Consider the following 16,688-nt stretch of genomic DNA (forward strand, 5'->3'; position numbering starts at 1 on the left):
ACCAGCTGGTGTACCGAATCAATCTCAAACCGTTAGCTGTTGCAGCCATCCTCGGTACTAACCGGCCAAGCTGCTTTTGCACAGGGAGTTTGAAATCATCCTGCTGTTACTTGATCAAACGATTGATGTTGCCATTAAACCCTTTCACCTGGCTTGGCAGGTGATTGCAAATCAACACCATTGAAAAAATACATCATCTCCCTTTGTTTACTGGTCACTTCTGCTGTTACGTTTGCTCAAAAGGCACCATGGCTTGATGAGAAAGTCGTGGAAGAAAACCGGCTGCCTATGCACAGCTCTTTTTTTGTGTATGGCTCCGAAGCTGAATTAAATAAAAACAACTGGCAAACATCCGGAAACTACCTTAGCCTGAACGGCGACTGGAAATTTAAGATGTACAATAAGCCGGCAGATGTTCCTGCCGGGTTTGAAGCTACATCGTTTGATGATAAACAGTGGACGTACTTAAAGGTGCCTGCAAACTGGGAGATGAATGGCCATGGTTTTCCTATGTACACAACGTCGGGTTTTGAGTTCCGCTACCTGCTTCCGCGCCGTTCCGAACCACCGGCAATTCCCCTGAACTTCGACCCGACGGGTATTTATCGCCGCGAGATCGAATTGCCAACAGCCTGGAATAAAAATCAAAACATTGTATTGCATATCGGGGCAGCCAAATCCAACCTCTCCGTTTATGTAAACGGTAAGTACGTTGGTTATGGCGAAGACAGTAAGTTGCCGTCGGAATTTGATGTTACTCCCTTTTTATCTCCTGGCAAAAACCTCATCGCGCTCAAGATCATGCGCTGGGGCGATGCCAACTACCTGGAGGACCAGGATATGTGGCGGCTGAGTGGAATAACGCGCGATTGTTATTTGGTAGCACGTAAACCAACCCACCTGTACGATGTCGAGTTAATGCCCGAGCTCGATAACAGCTACACCAATGGCTTGCTCCACATCAAGCTTCGTTTGAATCAAAAACCCCTACAACAATTTTCTGCAGAAGTGGAATTGTTAGATGGCAAAACGAGCTTACAAAAAAGAAACCTGGTCTTCGACACTTCGTTATACGCTGCCACCGATATGGAGGTACCTGCACCAAAAAAATGGACAGCGGAAACACCTCACTTATACCATGTAAATATCCGGCTGAAAGCTAAAGATGGTAGCCTGGTGGAAATCATCCCACAACGTATTGGGTTCCGTAAAATCGAAATTAAGGATGGCCGTTACCTTGTAAACGGCCAGCCCGTGTTGATCAAAGGTGTTAATCGCCATGAAACCGACCCGATTACGGGGCAAACGATTTCAAAAGAGGCGATGTTGAAGGACATCACGCTAATGAAGCAATGGAACATCAACGCGGTTCGCACATCGCATTACCCAAACAGCGAAACCTGGCTCGACCTCTGCGACGAATACGGGCTTTATGTTGTAGGTGAAGCAAACATCGAATCTCATGGCATGGGCTACGATATTACCCGGACAATGGCCAATCGTCCAACATGGCTCAACGCTCACATGTCGCGGGTGCAACGGATGGTGGAACGCGATAAAAATCATGCTTCAATTGTTATCTGGAGCATGGGTAATGAAGCTGGCAACGGATATAACTTTTATAATTGTTACCTGTGGATGAAGGATCGGGACAGCAGCAGGCCGATCCAATATGAAAGGGCAGTAGCCGATTATAAAACTTTTACCTGGGAGTGGAACTCCGACATGGTTGTACCCATGTATCCCACTCCCGACGGAATGCTTGCCTACGCTAAAGCAAACCCACAACCGAAGCGGCCCTTTATTATGTGTGAGTATGCGCATGCAATGGGTAATTCCCTGGGGAACTTTACCGATTACTGGAACGTGATCCGCAGTAACAAACGAGTTTTCCAGGGCGGCTTTATCTGGGACTTTGTTGACCAATGCTTCATTCGGAAAAATGCACAGGGCGATACCGTGTATACCTATGGCGGCGACTATGAACCAAAAGAAGCCATCACCGATTGGCACTACGCTGCAAAGGGTATCTTCTACGCAAACCGTACTCCATACCCTCACGCCTGGGAAATGAAAAAGGTGTACCAGAATATTATCACGAGCTGGAAACAAAATGGGGTCATCGAAGTTTTTAATGAAAACTATTTTACCAACCTCACTAACACCAGTTTATATTGGCAGGTAGTGGTAAATGGCAAAAAGGTACAGGAGGGCATCTTGAAAGATCTTGACGTGCAACCGCAAACCACTAAAACTTTCACCCTTCCATTGAAACCATTCCCACCGGGTGAAGTATTTCTTAACCTCAGCTACCGGTTAAAAGGGGCTCAGCCCCTTATTCCTGCAGGGCACGAGATTGCGACTGAGCAATTTGCTGTTGCGGGTTCATTTAAAAATGACCTTTCCTTACAAACTTCCGGAGCGATCACCAAAGCAGAGACGGACGAAGCAACAACGATCAGCTCTGCTCTCGTAAAGGTGGTGTTTGATAAACATACTGGCTGGCTACGGAGCTATACTATCCGGGGAAAACAGATGCTTGAAAACGGCTTCATGTTTAAGCCAAACTTTTGGCGTGCCCCCAACGACAACGACTTTGGGGCTAAACTGCCCGTCAGGTTGAAAGACTGGAGAACTGCAATTGATAAACCCGTTCTAAAAGCCTTTAACACCACAGTAAACCAGGGTATGGCCATCGTTAACGCGGAGTATCTTCTGCCGGATGTATTCGCCCGGCTGACTATGAAGTATTCGATTAATGCCGCCGGGGAAATTTTTACTGAGCAAACGTTGATTGCAGATACCAGTAAGAAGGTCGAAATGCTCCCACGTTTTGGTATGCAATGGATAATGCCCGCAGGGTACGATAAGGTGCAATATTATGGTGCCGGACCGCATGAGAACTATGTCGACCGGAACTTTAGTGCACACATTGGCTTATACAATCAAACGGTAAAGGAACAGTACTTTCCTTATGTGACCCCGCAGGAGACCGGCAATAAAACCGGCATTCGCTGGTTCAGGATCACCGACGCAAAAGGGGCTGGTTTCCTCGTGAAATCCGACAGCCTACTCAGCATGAGTGCGCTGCATTACTTTGATAGTGACCTCGACGATGGAACAGAGCGACGACAACGGCACGCTGCCGACATTAAGCCCCGCCAGCAAATCCAATTGAATATAGACCTCAGGCAAATGGGGGTTGGCGGTATCGATAGTTGGCGTTCGTTGCCGATGGAAAACTATAGGCTACCTTACGCCAATTATACATTCAGGTTCCTGATAAGCCCTGTTAGCCCTGGAAGCTAAAATTTTTGACAAGGCCAGCTTGGCTAAGCAAACACTTGTAAAAACTCATTGCAAATACCACTATATGATCCGCCTTGCTTTTATATCCTGTTTACTTTTTCAGTGTGCCTTCGCACAGTCAAAAAAACCTGTAAACGACCGCACAACCTGGCTGGTTAAAATGGATAAAATCTGCAGGCCAGTGATGTCTGCGTTGGCCAACGATCAGCTGAAGGCAACAATGCCTGTCGAACTTTCTAAACGGGTGGACAATGCGGAAAATCGTTCGAAGGTCGCTCACCTGGAAGCTTTTGGAAGAACACTAAGCGGGATAGGACCCTGGCTGAACCTTGAAGGTGGCAGCAAAGAAGAAGTAAGCCTGAGGAATGAATACCGGCAATGGGCATTAAAGGCGATTGCAAACAGTGTTAATCCATCTGCTAAAGACTACCTGAAGTGGACCGGTGGACAACCTCTTGTCGATGCTTCTTTCGTTGCCCTCGGACTTGTGAGGTGTCCCTGGCTGTGGCAAAACCTTGATACTACTGCAAAGCGACAGTTGGTAGAAGCATTTAAAAGTACCCGGCCAACCGTCCCGGTGTACAGCAACTGGTTGCTGTTTTCTGCCATGATTGAGGCCTTCTTTTGCAAGTACGGCCTCGACTACGACCCGGTTCGCATCGACTACGCTGTCCGGGAATTTAGTGAACACTGGTATGTTGGTGATGGCTTGTTTTCCGATGGCATGGAGTTTCACCTGGATTATTACAATAGCATTGTTATTCATCCTTACCTCGTCGCAGTGGTAGAAATTGCAAACTCAAAGTACAGGGCTTACCAGGGTTTCCTGCCTAAGTTGAGCTTGATAAATAAACGTTTTGGCGAAATACAGGAACGCATGATTAATGCCGACGGTTCATACCCGATTATCGGGCGCTCGATTGCTTACAGGGGTGGTGTATTTCACCACCTGTCGGACCTTGCTTTGCGGAAACAACTACCAACCTCGATTTCTCCTGCCCAGGTAAGGGGTGCGCTTACTGCAGTAATTACGAAAACGCTTGAGGCCCCAACCGTGTTTTCATCAACAGGTTGGTTGAAAATTGGTGTTTATGGCAGCCAGCCTGATCTTGCTGAGAGTTATATTAATACTGGTAGCCTGTATATCTGCAATACCATATTTGCTGCACTGGGGCTGCCTGATACCGATGAGTTTTGGTCGGCTCCGGCTGCCCCCTGGACAGCCGTAAAGGTATGGACGGGAAAAGACGCACCCGCCGACCATGCCGCCGACATTCGTTAAGAAACTCCTCCCTGACATTTGCAATCTGAATTATGTTTTCCTTTCTAAAATTATCTAAGGGTATTGTCGTCGCTACGTTGCTCGTATCCGCAACAGTAAACGGGCAGACGCCCTTACTTACCAACGTAGGTGCCCGCCCCGGTATAAGCCTCAATGGTAAATGGCAGTACATCGTTGATCCGTATGAAACAGGTTTTTACGACTACCGTTGGAAGGAGCGTAGCCAGAACGATCGTGAAGCTTACTGGAACAGCGATGTGCCGACGAATAAAACCGATCGTAAAGAACATGGCTACTCCGACAAGTACACGATTAATGTTCCCGGTGACTGGAACTCGCAGGATGCAAAGTTTTTATACTACGAAGGAACGGTGTGGTATAAAAAATCATTCGACTACGCAAGGTCCCTTTCGGGCGGACGAACTTTCCTCTATTTTGGCGCGGTCAATTACAGGGCCGACGTTTACCTGAACGGTCGGAAACTCGGCAGCCATAAAGGTGGGTTCACTCCGTTCAACTTCGAGGTGGCGGACACGCTTTTGAAAGCAACCGGAAATTTCCTGGTGGTTAAAGTTGACAATAAACGAAGTGCAGATGAAATTCCAACCTTAAATACCGACTGGTGGAACTTTGGCGGCATCACCCGTGATGTTCGCCTGGTGGAGGCTCCGCAACAATATATCAGGGAATACGCCATACAGCTAAAGCGCCGTAGCGTTGATGAATTGCAGGGATGGGTAAAGCTTAACAGCACGGCTACCGGCAACATTACGATCGAAGTTCCGGAACTAAAATTAAAGAAACAGTTTCCCGCAACTGGTGATAGTATTAGCTTCAGCTTTAGGGCTCCCGGATTAAAACTGTGGTCACCGGAGTCGCCGAAACGTTACCGGGTAGTTGTAAGTTCGCAGGAGGAAAAGCTGGAGGATCAGCTCGGGTTTCGAACCGTGGAGGTAGTTGGAAATAAGATCCTTCTAAACGGGAGGGCAGTTTTCCTGCGGGGAATATGTCTGCATGAAGAAATACCTTCGGAAACAAGGCGAGCCTATAGCAAGGCCGATGCTGTTAAACTGCTGCTGCAGGCAAAGGCACTTAACGCAAACATGGTCAGGCTGGCCCACTACCCGCATAACGAAAACATGACCCGCACTGCAGACTCCCTAGGTATACTTGTCTGGAGCGAAATCCCGGTTTACTGGACGATTAACTTCAACAGCGAGGAAGTTTTATCAAAAGCAAAAGTTCAGCTCAACGAAATGATCACCCGTGACCGTAACCGGGCAAGCATCATCATATGGTCGGTTGGTAACGAAACACCCGTCCACCCGGCACGGACCACCTTCATGAGCAACCTTGCAATGACAGCGAAATCGCTTGACAGCAGCCGGCTTATTTCTGCCGCATTGGAGGTACACAATGTAAATGGTGCAAGCGTTGTAGATGATCCGTTGGGCCAGTATACTGATATTGTTTCGGTAAACGAATATATTGGATGGTATGGTGGATTGCCCTCAAGCGCCCGAACAGCAAAGTGGGAGGTCAAATACAACAAGCCCTTTTTTATCAGTGAAACAGGTGCCGAAACCCTCGGTGGCTTTCATAGCGACAGCCTGACGCGTTGGTCTGAAGAATACCAGGAATGGTACTACCGCGAACAGGTGGCCATGATGAAGCGGATGCCTGAAAATTTCGTCGGGCTTTCACCATGGATATTAAACGACTTCCGATCGCCACGTCGTAACAACCCTGTTTACCAGGAGGGTTGGAACAATAAAGGCCTGTTCGACCAGAAAGGAAACAAGAAAAAAGCCTTCTTTGTACTTAAGGAATACTATGATGAAATGGAACAGCAGCACAAGGCCCGGTAGAAGTAATTAACAAAGGAGGGGGGTGCGGATTACGGATTAGCGAATAGGGAATTGAAAGCTGTGGATGATGGAACAGGCATGAAACAGATTGTAGGGATGCTTTTTCCTGATGCATGTCATCAGCCAGCTATTTTTCCGTTGTGTGTGCAGAGCCGGATTAGGCGCTCCGTGCAGGTGAACCCTGTCGCCTTAACGCGCGTTGCTGCAGGTAATCTCTTAATGCTGTTACCCAATGCCACAACAACAGTATGCCCGCAATCAATAACATAAGTGGCGAGATAACATCGCCATAGCGTACAAAAAAAGTTTGCCCGGTAAATGCCGGGATGTTGAATTTAATACTGGCAGCTTCATCCCAAAGCTTCGTTGCCAGCAGGTGACCCTTTTCGTCGATTACGGCCGAGATCCCGGTATTCGCACTTCGGGCTACCCAGCGGCGGGTTTCAATTGCGCGAAGCCTTGCATAATAAAGGTGTTGGCGATGTCCCGGGGTATTGAACCACCAGCCATCATTGGTAATAATCGTAAGCAGGGTTGCTCCCTTACGAACATAACTAGCGACGTATTCGCCATAGATACTCTCGTAGCAGATAATGGGCGCAGCAACATATGGATTTGCAGCCGACGAAAAAACTGCGGCTTCTTTATCATGACCATAGCCGCCCGTAGTGCCCCCAAATTTTTCAAATATCGGACCCAGCCATAGCAAGAAGTCGGGTAGGGTTTCAACCCCCGGAACCAACTTGCTCTTGTGGTAAAACTGGTAAGGCGTATTGTTTTTAATGTAAACGGCAGCGTTAAAAAAGTCGAAGTAGCCATCCTCGAGTTTTCTTGCTGTACGGCTGAGTTGCTCACTGCCATAGTTCCGGTAGCTTTCGATACCGGTTAGTAAGGTAACATTGGGATGGCGCTGTGCAAATTCAAAAACTGGTTTGAAGTACATATTTCCACCAATGGCATCTTCAGCAACAGCTACAGGTACCGCGGTCTCGGGCCAGATTACCAGCTTTGTATTGCTGTCGAGTTCCGCTTCTGAGAGGGCTACCAGCTTTTGGATCTGACCCTCAACACTTCCATTCTGGAATTTCTCGTTATACGGATCAATATTGGGTTGAACAACGATCACATTGTCTGGTTCCACCCCGGTTGCTTGTTTTTGTGGTTGTTCGGTTGATCGCTCAACAAAACCAGAAATGATGAGGGGCAGTACAATGCAGGCTAAGGCTGCACTTCCAAGTTTTACCAATTGTCGTTTTGTACCCGATGCGTCCTGTATCACCCCATCCCCTGACCTGGATTGGTAAAAGGTTTTTAGCAACAAGAAGATCAACAGGTTTACCACCAGGACCCATAGTGTTCCCCCGCTGGTGCCGGTGTATTCGTACCACTGTACCCAATCGGGTTGAGTCGCGAAGATGTTTCCCAGTGTGAGCCATGGCCAGCTAAGTTGCCAGTTGAGGTGAATATATTCGAAGCTCATCCAGAAAACGATAAAGCTGGTATACCCTGCGGTATTGCCAAACTTGTTCTTGATGATGTAATATGCCCATAGTGGAATACACATCAGCCAGGCGTTGAGGATGATTGCCCCGATCGCCCCGCCGGCAGTGGCGTTCCATATCCACCAGGTGGTACCGGCGTTCCAGATAAACAGGGTTAGGAGGGAGTACAGGTAGAACCTGATCCGGTTTGTTCGCTCGCTTAGTATTAATAATGGAACCCAGGCAAAAAACACCAGGAAAGTCAACGGCGAAGTGGGCCAGGACGAGATCAACAATAATCCTGAGAGAATGCTCAGGGTCAGGTTATGATATTTCTTCAACTTGTTTATATATAGGTAATTTTTCTTGTCGTGCACTGAACTGAACAGGCAGTGAGCTCCTCCTGTTCAACTAGTATGAGTATTCCTGTTCCAATGCCGTTTACTTAAGCAAATTTTTATGGACCCGGCCACAGGAATTCTATAGGACATCGTTGCCCGCCCGCCGCGCAGTCAGACGGGCGTCGCACTCCCGTCCGAACGGCTCCAGACGGGCGGGCTTGTACGATTGGAAGTAGCTGGGCAAACAAATTACATAATCGGCTTAACTAAACGACATTGATTCCTGTTCGGTAATTTGCGAATAGCATTGTTGCCGTAAAAGGGAGTGACACCCCCCGTCCGAACCGGTTCATCCGGGCGGGCAACGATGTTTAATAGATATACTTCCGCCGGCTACCAAAAAACCTATGGTAAACGACTTAAGGTTGCACTTCATCCATTTACTTCTCCCCTCATCGCTTCTCCGCAATTCTTATTCACCAAATTTTAATCAGCAATCTGCCAATCCGCAATCCGCCCTCCGCTAATCCGCCATCCGCCATCCGCCATCCGCCATCCTGATCCGTTCAGTCCGTGTCATCCGTGTTCTATTCTTTCCCGAAATCCGCCATTCGCCAATCCGCAATCCGCTAATCCGCCATCCGCCATCCTGATCCGTTCAATCCGTGTCATCCGTGTTCTATTCTTTCCCGAAATCCGCAAATCCGCAATCCGCCAATCCGCTAATCGATTTACCCACGGCTATAATTCGGTGCTTCCTTGGTAATTACCACATCGTGTGCATGGCTTTCCTTCATACCGGCATTGGTAATTTTTACGAAAGTAGATTGTTGCAGGGCCTCCAGGTTTTCAGCGCCGCAATACCCCATACCTGCGCGAAGGCCACCGGTAAACTGGTAAACAACTTCGCTTAGGTAGCCTTTGTAAGCGATTCGACCTTCAATGCCTTCAGGTACATATTTCTTCACATCGTCTTCAACATCCTGGAAGTAGCGATCACCACTTCCCTGGACCATTGCACCGAGCGAGCCCATTCCGCGATATTGTTTAAACTTTCGTCCCTCGTAAATAATGGTTTCACCAGGACTTTCTTCGGTTCCCGCAAATATGCTGCCCATCATTACTGCGTTTGCGCCGGCTGCAAGTGCCTTTACCATGTCGCCCGTATAGCGGATACCTCCATCGGCGATCACCGGGATGTTTCTGCCTTGTAGTGCGGTTGCTGCTTCGATGATCGCGGTCAACTGGGGCACGCCGGTACCGGCAACGATACGTGTGGTGCAAATAGAGCCCGGACCGATACCGACTTTAACGGCGTCGGCGCCTGCATCTGCAATGGCAACTGCACCAGCTGCCGTACCAATGTTTCCGGCAATTACCGGCAGATTTTTAAAGTTCTGTTTTAAGCTTTTGAGTGCATCCAGTACGCCTTTGCTATGGCCGTGAGCACTATCAAGGGTAACAACGTCTACCCCAACCTGCATGAGTGCAGATGCCCTGTCGAGCAAGTCGCGGGTGATGCCAAGTGCGGCGCCTACCATTAATCTTCCGTACATGTCTTTTCCCGCATTCGGAAAATTTCTCAACTGTAATATGTCGCGAAAGGTAATCAGGCCAACAAGTTTGCCGCTATTGTTTACAACAGGCAATTTTTCAACTTTGGTTTGCCTTAAGATTTTCTCCGCCTGCTTCATGTCGGTGCCTTCAGGAGCGGTGACCAGGTTTTCCCTTGTCATCAGTTCACTCACCTTTTGTTTCATATCGTCCTGGAAGCGCAGATCGCGGTTGGTGAGGATGCCCACCAGTTTATGGTCGTTATCAACAATAGGAATACCGCTGATCCGGTTTTCTTTCATCAGGCGAACGGCATCACCAAGTGTTGCGTCAACAAACAACGTTACAGGATCGATGATCATCCCGCTTTCACTTCTTTTTACTTTACGCACCTGCTCGGCCTGGCGCTCGATAGTCATGTTCTTATGCAGGATGCCTAATCCACCCTCGCGTGCAAGCGCGATAGCAAGTGTAGCCTCAGTTACGGTATCCATTGCGGCTGAAAGCATGGGTACATTTATACGAAGGTCTTTGGTAAGCTGTGTGCTGATGTCAACGTCGCGTGGGAGCACCTGGCTGTAAGCCGGCATGAGTAAAACATCATCGAAGGTTAGTCCTTCACCAAAAAATCTTGAGCTGGAATTGTTGCCTGTAGCGTTGGAGTTTGTTGCCATAGGCAAAGATAGAGGGGTGGGGCAATACGAGGCAAATGAAATTTTTGATAACGATTTCTGTGGGTGAAGGAACACGGATGACACGGATCGAAAGGATACAAAGGAGATGATAGGTGTAGTTGGTGATTTTAAGGGAGAGCGATATAAAAGAAAGGATACCGATTTTGTGAAGAACGGAACACGGATGACACGGATTGTAAGGATACAGAGGAGATGATAGGTGTAGTCGGTGATTTTAACGGAGAGCGATATAAAAGAAAGGATACCGATTTTGTGAAGAACGGAACACGGATGACACGGATTGAAAGGATACAGAGAAGATGATAGGTGTAGACGGTGATTTTAGAGGAGAGCGATATAAAAGAAAGGATACCGATTTTGTGAAGAACGGCACACGGATGATTGGGATTGAAAGGATACAGAGGGATGGTAGGTGTAGGCGGTGATTTTAGAGGAGAGCGATGATGAAAGAGCGATGAAAGAGAATTTAGGATAACGATTTTGTGAAGAACGGAAAACGGATAACAAGGATCGAACGGATACGTAGCAGGTTATTGAACGTGGCGTGATAGTGGAATAGCGATAACACTAATGTAATGGGTAATAGGAAAGAGGGTTTTAACGGCTCATAGACTAACCGCGCTTCAACTGTCCTTTCTCTCCTAATACACGCTTAACTTAGCCGGTATTGTTTACCCGGCAGTGAGGTCACCACATTCTGGAACTCGAGGCTCAGCATAGCGGCAGCCACTGCACTGCTCGTGAGTGAACTTTTCAAAAAGAGTTCATCGATGTGCGTGATTTCCTTTTCCTTCAGTATGTCGACCAGTATTGTTTCGTCGTCGCTCAGGTTTACAAACAACTCCCCCTGTGGTTTTGCACGCGTCTTTTTGGTTTGCCAGCCAAGTTGCTCAAGCAATTGAGCACTGTCGAAGAGGGGTTCTGCTTTTCTGGTTTTGATCAGGTAATTGCAACCGGCACTTTTAGGATCGATGGTTCTGCCCGGCACCGCAAATACATCACGTTTGTATAACTCCGCCATTTCTGCCGTAATCAGGCTCCCGCCCTTAATCCCGGTTTCAACCACTACTGTTGCATCGCTGATGCCCGCGACAAGCCGGTTTCGCAACGGGAAATGATGTTTATCGGGTTTTGTCTGGCTCCTGAACTCGGTGAGTATTCCTCCCTGTTGCAGCATCTCTTTTGCAAGGGCGGTGTGGTCAGCAGGATATATCCGGTCGAGCCCATGACCGACCACGCCAATGGTGGGCAATTGTTGTTTGATTGCAACTTTATGTGCGATGGCATCAATGCCGAATGCGAGTCCGCTTACCACGAGTACATTCAACGATGCAAGGTCGTGCACCAGTTGTTCCGTAACCTGTCTACCATAGTCGGTGTTGGTTCGGGTGCCTACGATTGCGAGCACCTTGTTGTTGTTGATGTCGGCGTTTCCGCGATAATACAACAATAGGGGTGCATCGTAGCACTTTTGGAGCCGGCGTGGGTAATTTTCAGATCGGATAAATAGCGGATGGATCTTGTATTTTTCGATAAACCGGATTTCATCTTCTGCCCGTGAAAAGTTGTTAAACGATTTGATGTTACCGGCGCGTACGTCGCCAATGCCATCCAACCGGCCAAGATCTTTGAGCTTCGCCTTGAAAATGCTTTCCGCATCCCCAAAGTGGTCAAGCAGGGTTTTCGCGTGTACGGCGCCAATATTGGGCACAAGGGTTAAGCCAACCTGGTACAGTAAGTCTGTTGATAAGGTGATGTGCGACATGCAATAAGATGGATGTTGAATATAAACATTCAAATCCTAAAATGCTACACCGCGCGACGCATATGTTTTTTGGTGATGATCTGGCTTATATGCGAAGCACACAGGTATTTTTATGGACCCAGCTGTATGATTTTTATTGAACATCGTTGCCCGCCCGGGTAGAGCTGGTTCGGACGGGGGCGTCGCACTCTTGTACGGCTTAGCAATACTGTGCAAATCATCCGTAAAAGCGATATAACTGAAACACAATAGTAAACCACGACTATGGAACTAACATGTCTCACGAATTACCAATGATAACAAACTCGGTTCTCCGGTTTTGCGCCCTTCCTTCTTCGGTTTTGTTATCGGCGATAGGCTTGGTTGCCCCGAGCCCTTTGAAGCTTAGCCTTTTTGGATCAACACCTTTGCTTGTTAGGTAGTCTACGACAGACTTAGCACGACTTGTGGAAAGGGCAAGGTTATCAGCCGGCTTACCCACGTTATCTGTATGCCCGTTGATTTGCACTTTTACGGTTGGATTCTCTTCCATTAACTGTAATAAGCGGTTGAGTTCAACCAGGCTAATGTTCTGAAGCCGGGCTGAATTGGTTTCGAAAAGAATATTTTTCAGGATCACCGAAGCATTGAGTTCGACAGCCATCAATGGAATGTCTTTTTTGTAAGTGCTGTCGGCTGCCCTGTTACTTAAAGGATAGAGTTCACTAAAAAACAGGTATCCCTTACGATTGACCGAGAAGGTATAGTCCTTACCAACAGGAAGGGTCATGAAGTAGTTGCCGGTTTCATCGGTTTGCACCTTAGTAACCGATTGCTGGTTACTGTTGTCCACCAGTTCAACGGTGCTTGGTATGCCCTTGCCGGTTTTCTTATCGAAGACTTTACCCTGCACAAATAGGGTTCGGGCGGGTCGTACGTCTTCGCGTAGCTCAAAAGTATAGAGATCAAGTGCTCCCCGGCTATCACTCCGGTCGCTCGAATAAAATGCAGTCTTGCCATCGGCAGCTACAAAAAGGCTTCCTTCACTTTCAATGGTATTGATGGGATAACCCAGGTTTTCGGGTATACTCCAGCTATTGTCCGGACCTTTCCGGCATAGGTAAATATCGCTGTTGCCGTAGCCTGGCAAGCCGTCGGAAGTAAAGTATAAGGTTGCATTGTCGGCGTGAATAAATGGTGCCAGTTCATCGCCGGGGGTGTTGATATTTGGGCCCATGTTTGCCGCCTGGCTCCACCTGCCATTAGGTTGCCGGTAGCTGACATACAAGTCTTTACCGCCATACCCTCCGGGACGATTGCTGCTAAAATACAGTGCTTTTTTGTCGGGGCTAAGACTTGGTGAGCTGTCCCAAAAATCGGAATTAATGGCTCTGCCCATATTTACCGCATCACTCCAGCCGGTGGGTGTATAATAAGAAGTGTACAGGTCGAAGTCGCCAAGTCCGCCAGGAAAGTTGTAACCGGCAAAAAGCAACCATTCACCATCCTGCGAGATATTGATTGCTCCTTTTGATGGCTCCAGATTGATGTCGCCCTGGATCAGTTTCGCCCGGCTATAAGTTTTATCGGGCTGGATGGTGCTCTCATAGAAATCTTCCCTGAAGCCTTCACCCCGGCGGGTAAAAACAAACATGCTGTCGTTAATGGTTATCGACGGATAGTATTCCGAACGCGGGGAGTTTACACTATCACCAAGGTTACGGGGAGCAAATACGTACGATGGTGTATTCTTTTTTTTGGCGTAGTTGACTCCAAACTCATAATTACGTTTGCGGTATTGGCCGCTTTTCGTACTCCGTTCGTTGAGTTGGGGGATGGTGAGAAAGCGGTTTATTGCGTCCAGCGCCTGGTCGAATTTGCCAAGTCCAGCAAGGTTGATGGAGTAGGGTAGGTAATAATAACGGAAGTAGCTGGTATCCATCTGCCTGCCTTGTTCGTAGTGGGTAATCGCAGACTGGTAATCTTTTAATTCGCCGTAGGCACCCGCAAGCGAAAGTATTGCGTCGGCGTACTTGTTGTCCATCTCGAAAGCTTTCTTAAGCATTGGTATGGCTTCCCTGATTTCGCCATCACGCAACTTCACCACAGCCCTTTCATACATATCTATTGCTCTGGGGTTAATCTTGTCGCTATCGTAAACCTGGGCGAACGTGTTAGCACCGACCAGCAAAAAGCATATTAAAAGAAGGTTCTTCATGTCTTAACGGTAAAGAATTGAAGGTCGGTAAATCCGATATATGATGCTGTTAAAATGTACCTATGGCATACTGCAGCATTATAAAGCAGGAAGTTATGAACAGGAAGTGCTGAACATGGTTGGGGTACTCCTTCGTGTACACAACAGGTAAACAGGGTTTAACCGGATAAGCTTTTGGGTTGCTTATCCTATTATGCAAGCGGGTACTATAAACGGTCACCTATCAAAAAGCTGCTGTTAAGGGTCGATATCTGTTGGGATACATCAGGCTAAAAGGACATATTTAAGCGTTTATCACCCTGACCGTACACCACAACTGCTCAGCTTAGGGCACATTGATGTACTTGTGTATTTGCAGGCAAAGCTGCCAACGGGGGTTCTCTTTTATGTAATCAACAATCAGCGGGGTAATTTCGGCTGCTTTACTCCATTCGGGTTGCAGGTACAAACGGCAACCATCACTAACCGCAGCAGCATGTTTTTCTGCCCAAACAAAATCATTCCTGTTGTAAATAACCACCTTCAACTCATTGGCAAGTGGCAGAATTTCGGGGCGGGGAGCTTTAAATTTTTTTGGCGAAAGGCAAATCCAGTCCCAATGACCGGAAAGCGGTGAAGAACCGGAAGTTTCAATATTGGTTTCGAAACCGGCTGCCCGTAGTTCGGCAGTTAGTTCATCAAGATTATGTAAGAGGGGTTCTCCCCCGGTAATTACAGCGAGTCTGCCTGGGAAACCAGCGGCTCCGGCGATAATTTGATCCAGGTCTAATTTGGGATGACGGGATGCGTCCCAACTGTCTTTGACGTCGCACCAGAAGCAACCTACATCACATCCTCCAAGGCGTATAAAGTAAGCTGCCCGGCCCTGGTGATAACCTTCACCCTGTAAAGTATAAAACGCTTCCATAACCGGAAGCGCAATTGTACTATTTGTTTGTAATAACATCAGCCTGCAAAACTAGTGTTTAAAACGGAGGTTTGTTATTGCCGGTTGTTAAACCTATATACAGGTGATTGTGGCAAACCGATGATCAGCTCGACTGTTGTGCAGTAGCAATCTGGTCGAGCAGCTCATCATCGGATAACTTCTCCATCCAGTTGTGCACCAGTTCCAGCCTTACCGATTGTGCGCCGCCCGAAGGGGTACATACAACAGGCACCTTGTCGCCGGTTCTAACAATTTCAGCAGCTTTTTCAGCATTTGCTTCAAGGCCTGCATATGCCTGAACACAGGTCCAGGTTACATTGGCGGGCCCGGTGATCTCTCTTTGTTCCATAATTATGTTTTTAGACTTCTTTGGATTTGAATATTAGGTGTCGAGCTTGCGGCGGTAGGCATCAAGGGTATTTTTCATCAATCCGACAATGGTCATTGGACCAACCCCGCCCGGAACCGGGGTAATGGCAGCTGCTTTCGCCGATACTTCCTCGAAATTTACGTCGCCTTTAAGCCTGAACCCAGATTTTGCCGTGTCATCTTTAACCCTTGTTATCCCTACATCAAGTACGACCGCACCTTCTTTCACCATATCACCGGTTACAAAACCGGGCCGCCCCAGTGCTGCCACGATGATGTCGGCTTCCCGGCAGATTTCTGCAAGATTATGTGTATGGGAGTGGCAAATGGTGACCGTACAGTTTCCTTTGGGCAGGTTACTGCTCAACAATATGCTCATTGGCCGCCCCACAATATTGCTGCGCCCGATAACAACCGCGTGTTTTCCCTTTGTGTCGATGTTATAATGTTCCAGTAGTAACATCATTCCAAAAGGAGTTGCCGGTACAAATGTTTCAAGGCCCTGAACCAGTTTGCCAACGCTAACCGGACTAAACCCATCTACATCTTTGGCCGGGCTGATTGCTTCAATGATCCGTTGTTCAGAGATTTGTTTTGGCAGTGGCAATTGCACCAGTATTCCATCTATTGCCTCATCCATGTTGAGTATCCTGATTTGCTCCAACAAGGTTTGTTCGCTTGTGTCGCCATCCAGCCGGATCAGGGTAGACCTAAAGCCAATTTCGGCACACGATTTTACCTTATTGGCTACATAGGTTTCGCTTGCACCGTCGTTTCCCACGAGTACGGCGGCAAGGTGAGGAGCTCTTTTTCCTCTTTGTAATAGTTCGTCAGTTTGGGTTTTCAGCGTGGTTTTTACCACCTGTGATACCTGTTTTCCGTCTAATAACATGCGCGCA

10 protein-coding genes are annotated in these 16,688 nt (G+C 47.8%); 3 read left to right on the forward strand and 7 right to left on the reverse strand.

Going from position 1 to position 16,688, the window contains the following annotated elements; genetic code table 11:
- The first annotated feature begins 180 nt into the window (after positions 1–180).
- The 3 genes from EXU57_RS20370 to EXU57_RS20380 all read left to right on the forward strand — a co-directional run bounded on the left by EXU57_RS20370 (position 181) and on the right by EXU57_RS20380 (position 6,459).
- On the forward strand, positions 181–3,309 hold the full coding sequence (locus EXU57_RS20370) for a glycoside hydrolase family 2 TIM barrel-domain containing protein (protein WP_133270100.1): 3,129 nt from the start codon (positions 181–183) through the stop codon (positions 3,307–3,309).
- A 64-nt stretch (positions 3,310–3,373) separates the two neighbouring features.
- The gene (locus tag EXU57_RS20375; RefSeq protein ID WP_133270101.1) at positions 3,374–4,591 is read left to right on the forward strand and encodes a DUF2264 domain-containing protein; all 1,218 of its coding nucleotides are present in this window, start codon (positions 3,374–3,376) and stop codon (positions 4,589–4,591) included.
- Between the two features lie 32 nt (positions 4,592–4,623).
- Complete coding sequence (locus EXU57_RS20380; protein ID WP_133270102.1) at positions 4,624–6,459, forward strand: glycoside hydrolase family 2 protein; 1,836 nt, start codon at positions 4,624–4,626, stop codon at positions 6,457–6,459.
- A 157-nt stretch (positions 6,460–6,616) separates the two neighbouring features.
- Here EXU57_RS20380 and lnt read toward each other — a convergent pair whose 3' ends face one another.
- The 7 genes from lnt to folD all read right to left on the reverse strand — a co-directional run bounded on the left by lnt (position 6,617) and on the right by folD (position 16,681).
- The gene (lnt, locus tag EXU57_RS20385; protein ID WP_165958219.1) at positions 6,617–8,281 is read right to left on the reverse strand and encodes an apolipoprotein N-acyltransferase; all 1,665 of its coding nucleotides are present in this window, start codon (positions 8,279–8,281) and stop codon (positions 6,617–6,619) included.
- 731 nt (positions 8,282–9,012) lie between these two features.
- On the reverse strand, positions 9,013–10,509 hold the full coding sequence (guaB, locus tag EXU57_RS20390) for an IMP dehydrogenase (protein WP_133270104.1): 1,497 nt from the start codon (positions 10,507–10,509) through the stop codon (positions 9,013–9,015).
- Positions 10,510–11,182: 673 nt separating this feature from the next.
- The gene (dprA, locus tag EXU57_RS20395) at positions 11,183–12,295 is read right to left on the reverse strand and encodes a DNA-processing protein DprA (protein ID WP_133270105.1); all 1,113 of its coding nucleotides are present in this window, start codon (positions 12,293–12,295) and stop codon (positions 11,183–11,185) included.
- A gap of 280 nt (positions 12,296–12,575) precedes the next feature.
- The gene (locus tag EXU57_RS20400; RefSeq protein ID WP_133270106.1) at positions 12,576–14,492 is read right to left on the reverse strand and encodes an OmpA family protein; all 1,917 of its coding nucleotides are present in this window, start codon (positions 14,490–14,492) and stop codon (positions 12,576–12,578) included.
- A 325-nt stretch (positions 14,493–14,817) separates the two neighbouring features.
- Complete coding sequence (locus tag EXU57_RS20405; RefSeq protein WP_243745676.1) at positions 14,818–15,438, reverse strand: 7-carboxy-7-deazaguanine synthase QueE; 621 nt, start codon at positions 15,436–15,438, stop codon at positions 14,818–14,820.
- An 85-nt stretch (positions 15,439–15,523) separates the two neighbouring features.
- Positions 15,524–15,769, reverse strand: coding sequence for a hypothetical protein (locus tag EXU57_RS20410; protein ID WP_133270107.1), 246 nt, complete (start codon positions 15,767–15,769; stop codon positions 15,524–15,526).
- Positions 15,770–15,802: 33 nt separating this feature from the next.
- Positions 15,803–16,681 (reverse strand): bifunctional methylenetetrahydrofolate dehydrogenase/methenyltetrahydrofolate cyclohydrolase FolD, encoded by an 879-nt coding sequence (folD, locus tag EXU57_RS20415; RefSeq protein ID WP_133270108.1) that lies wholly within the window; start codon positions 16,679–16,681, stop codon positions 15,803–15,805.
- Positions 16,682–16,688: the final 7 nt, after the last annotated feature.

It is taken from the genome of Segetibacter sp. 3557_3 (assembly GCF_004354985.1).
GTDB lineage: Bacteria > Bacteroidota > Bacteroidia > Chitinophagales > Chitinophagaceae > Segetibacter.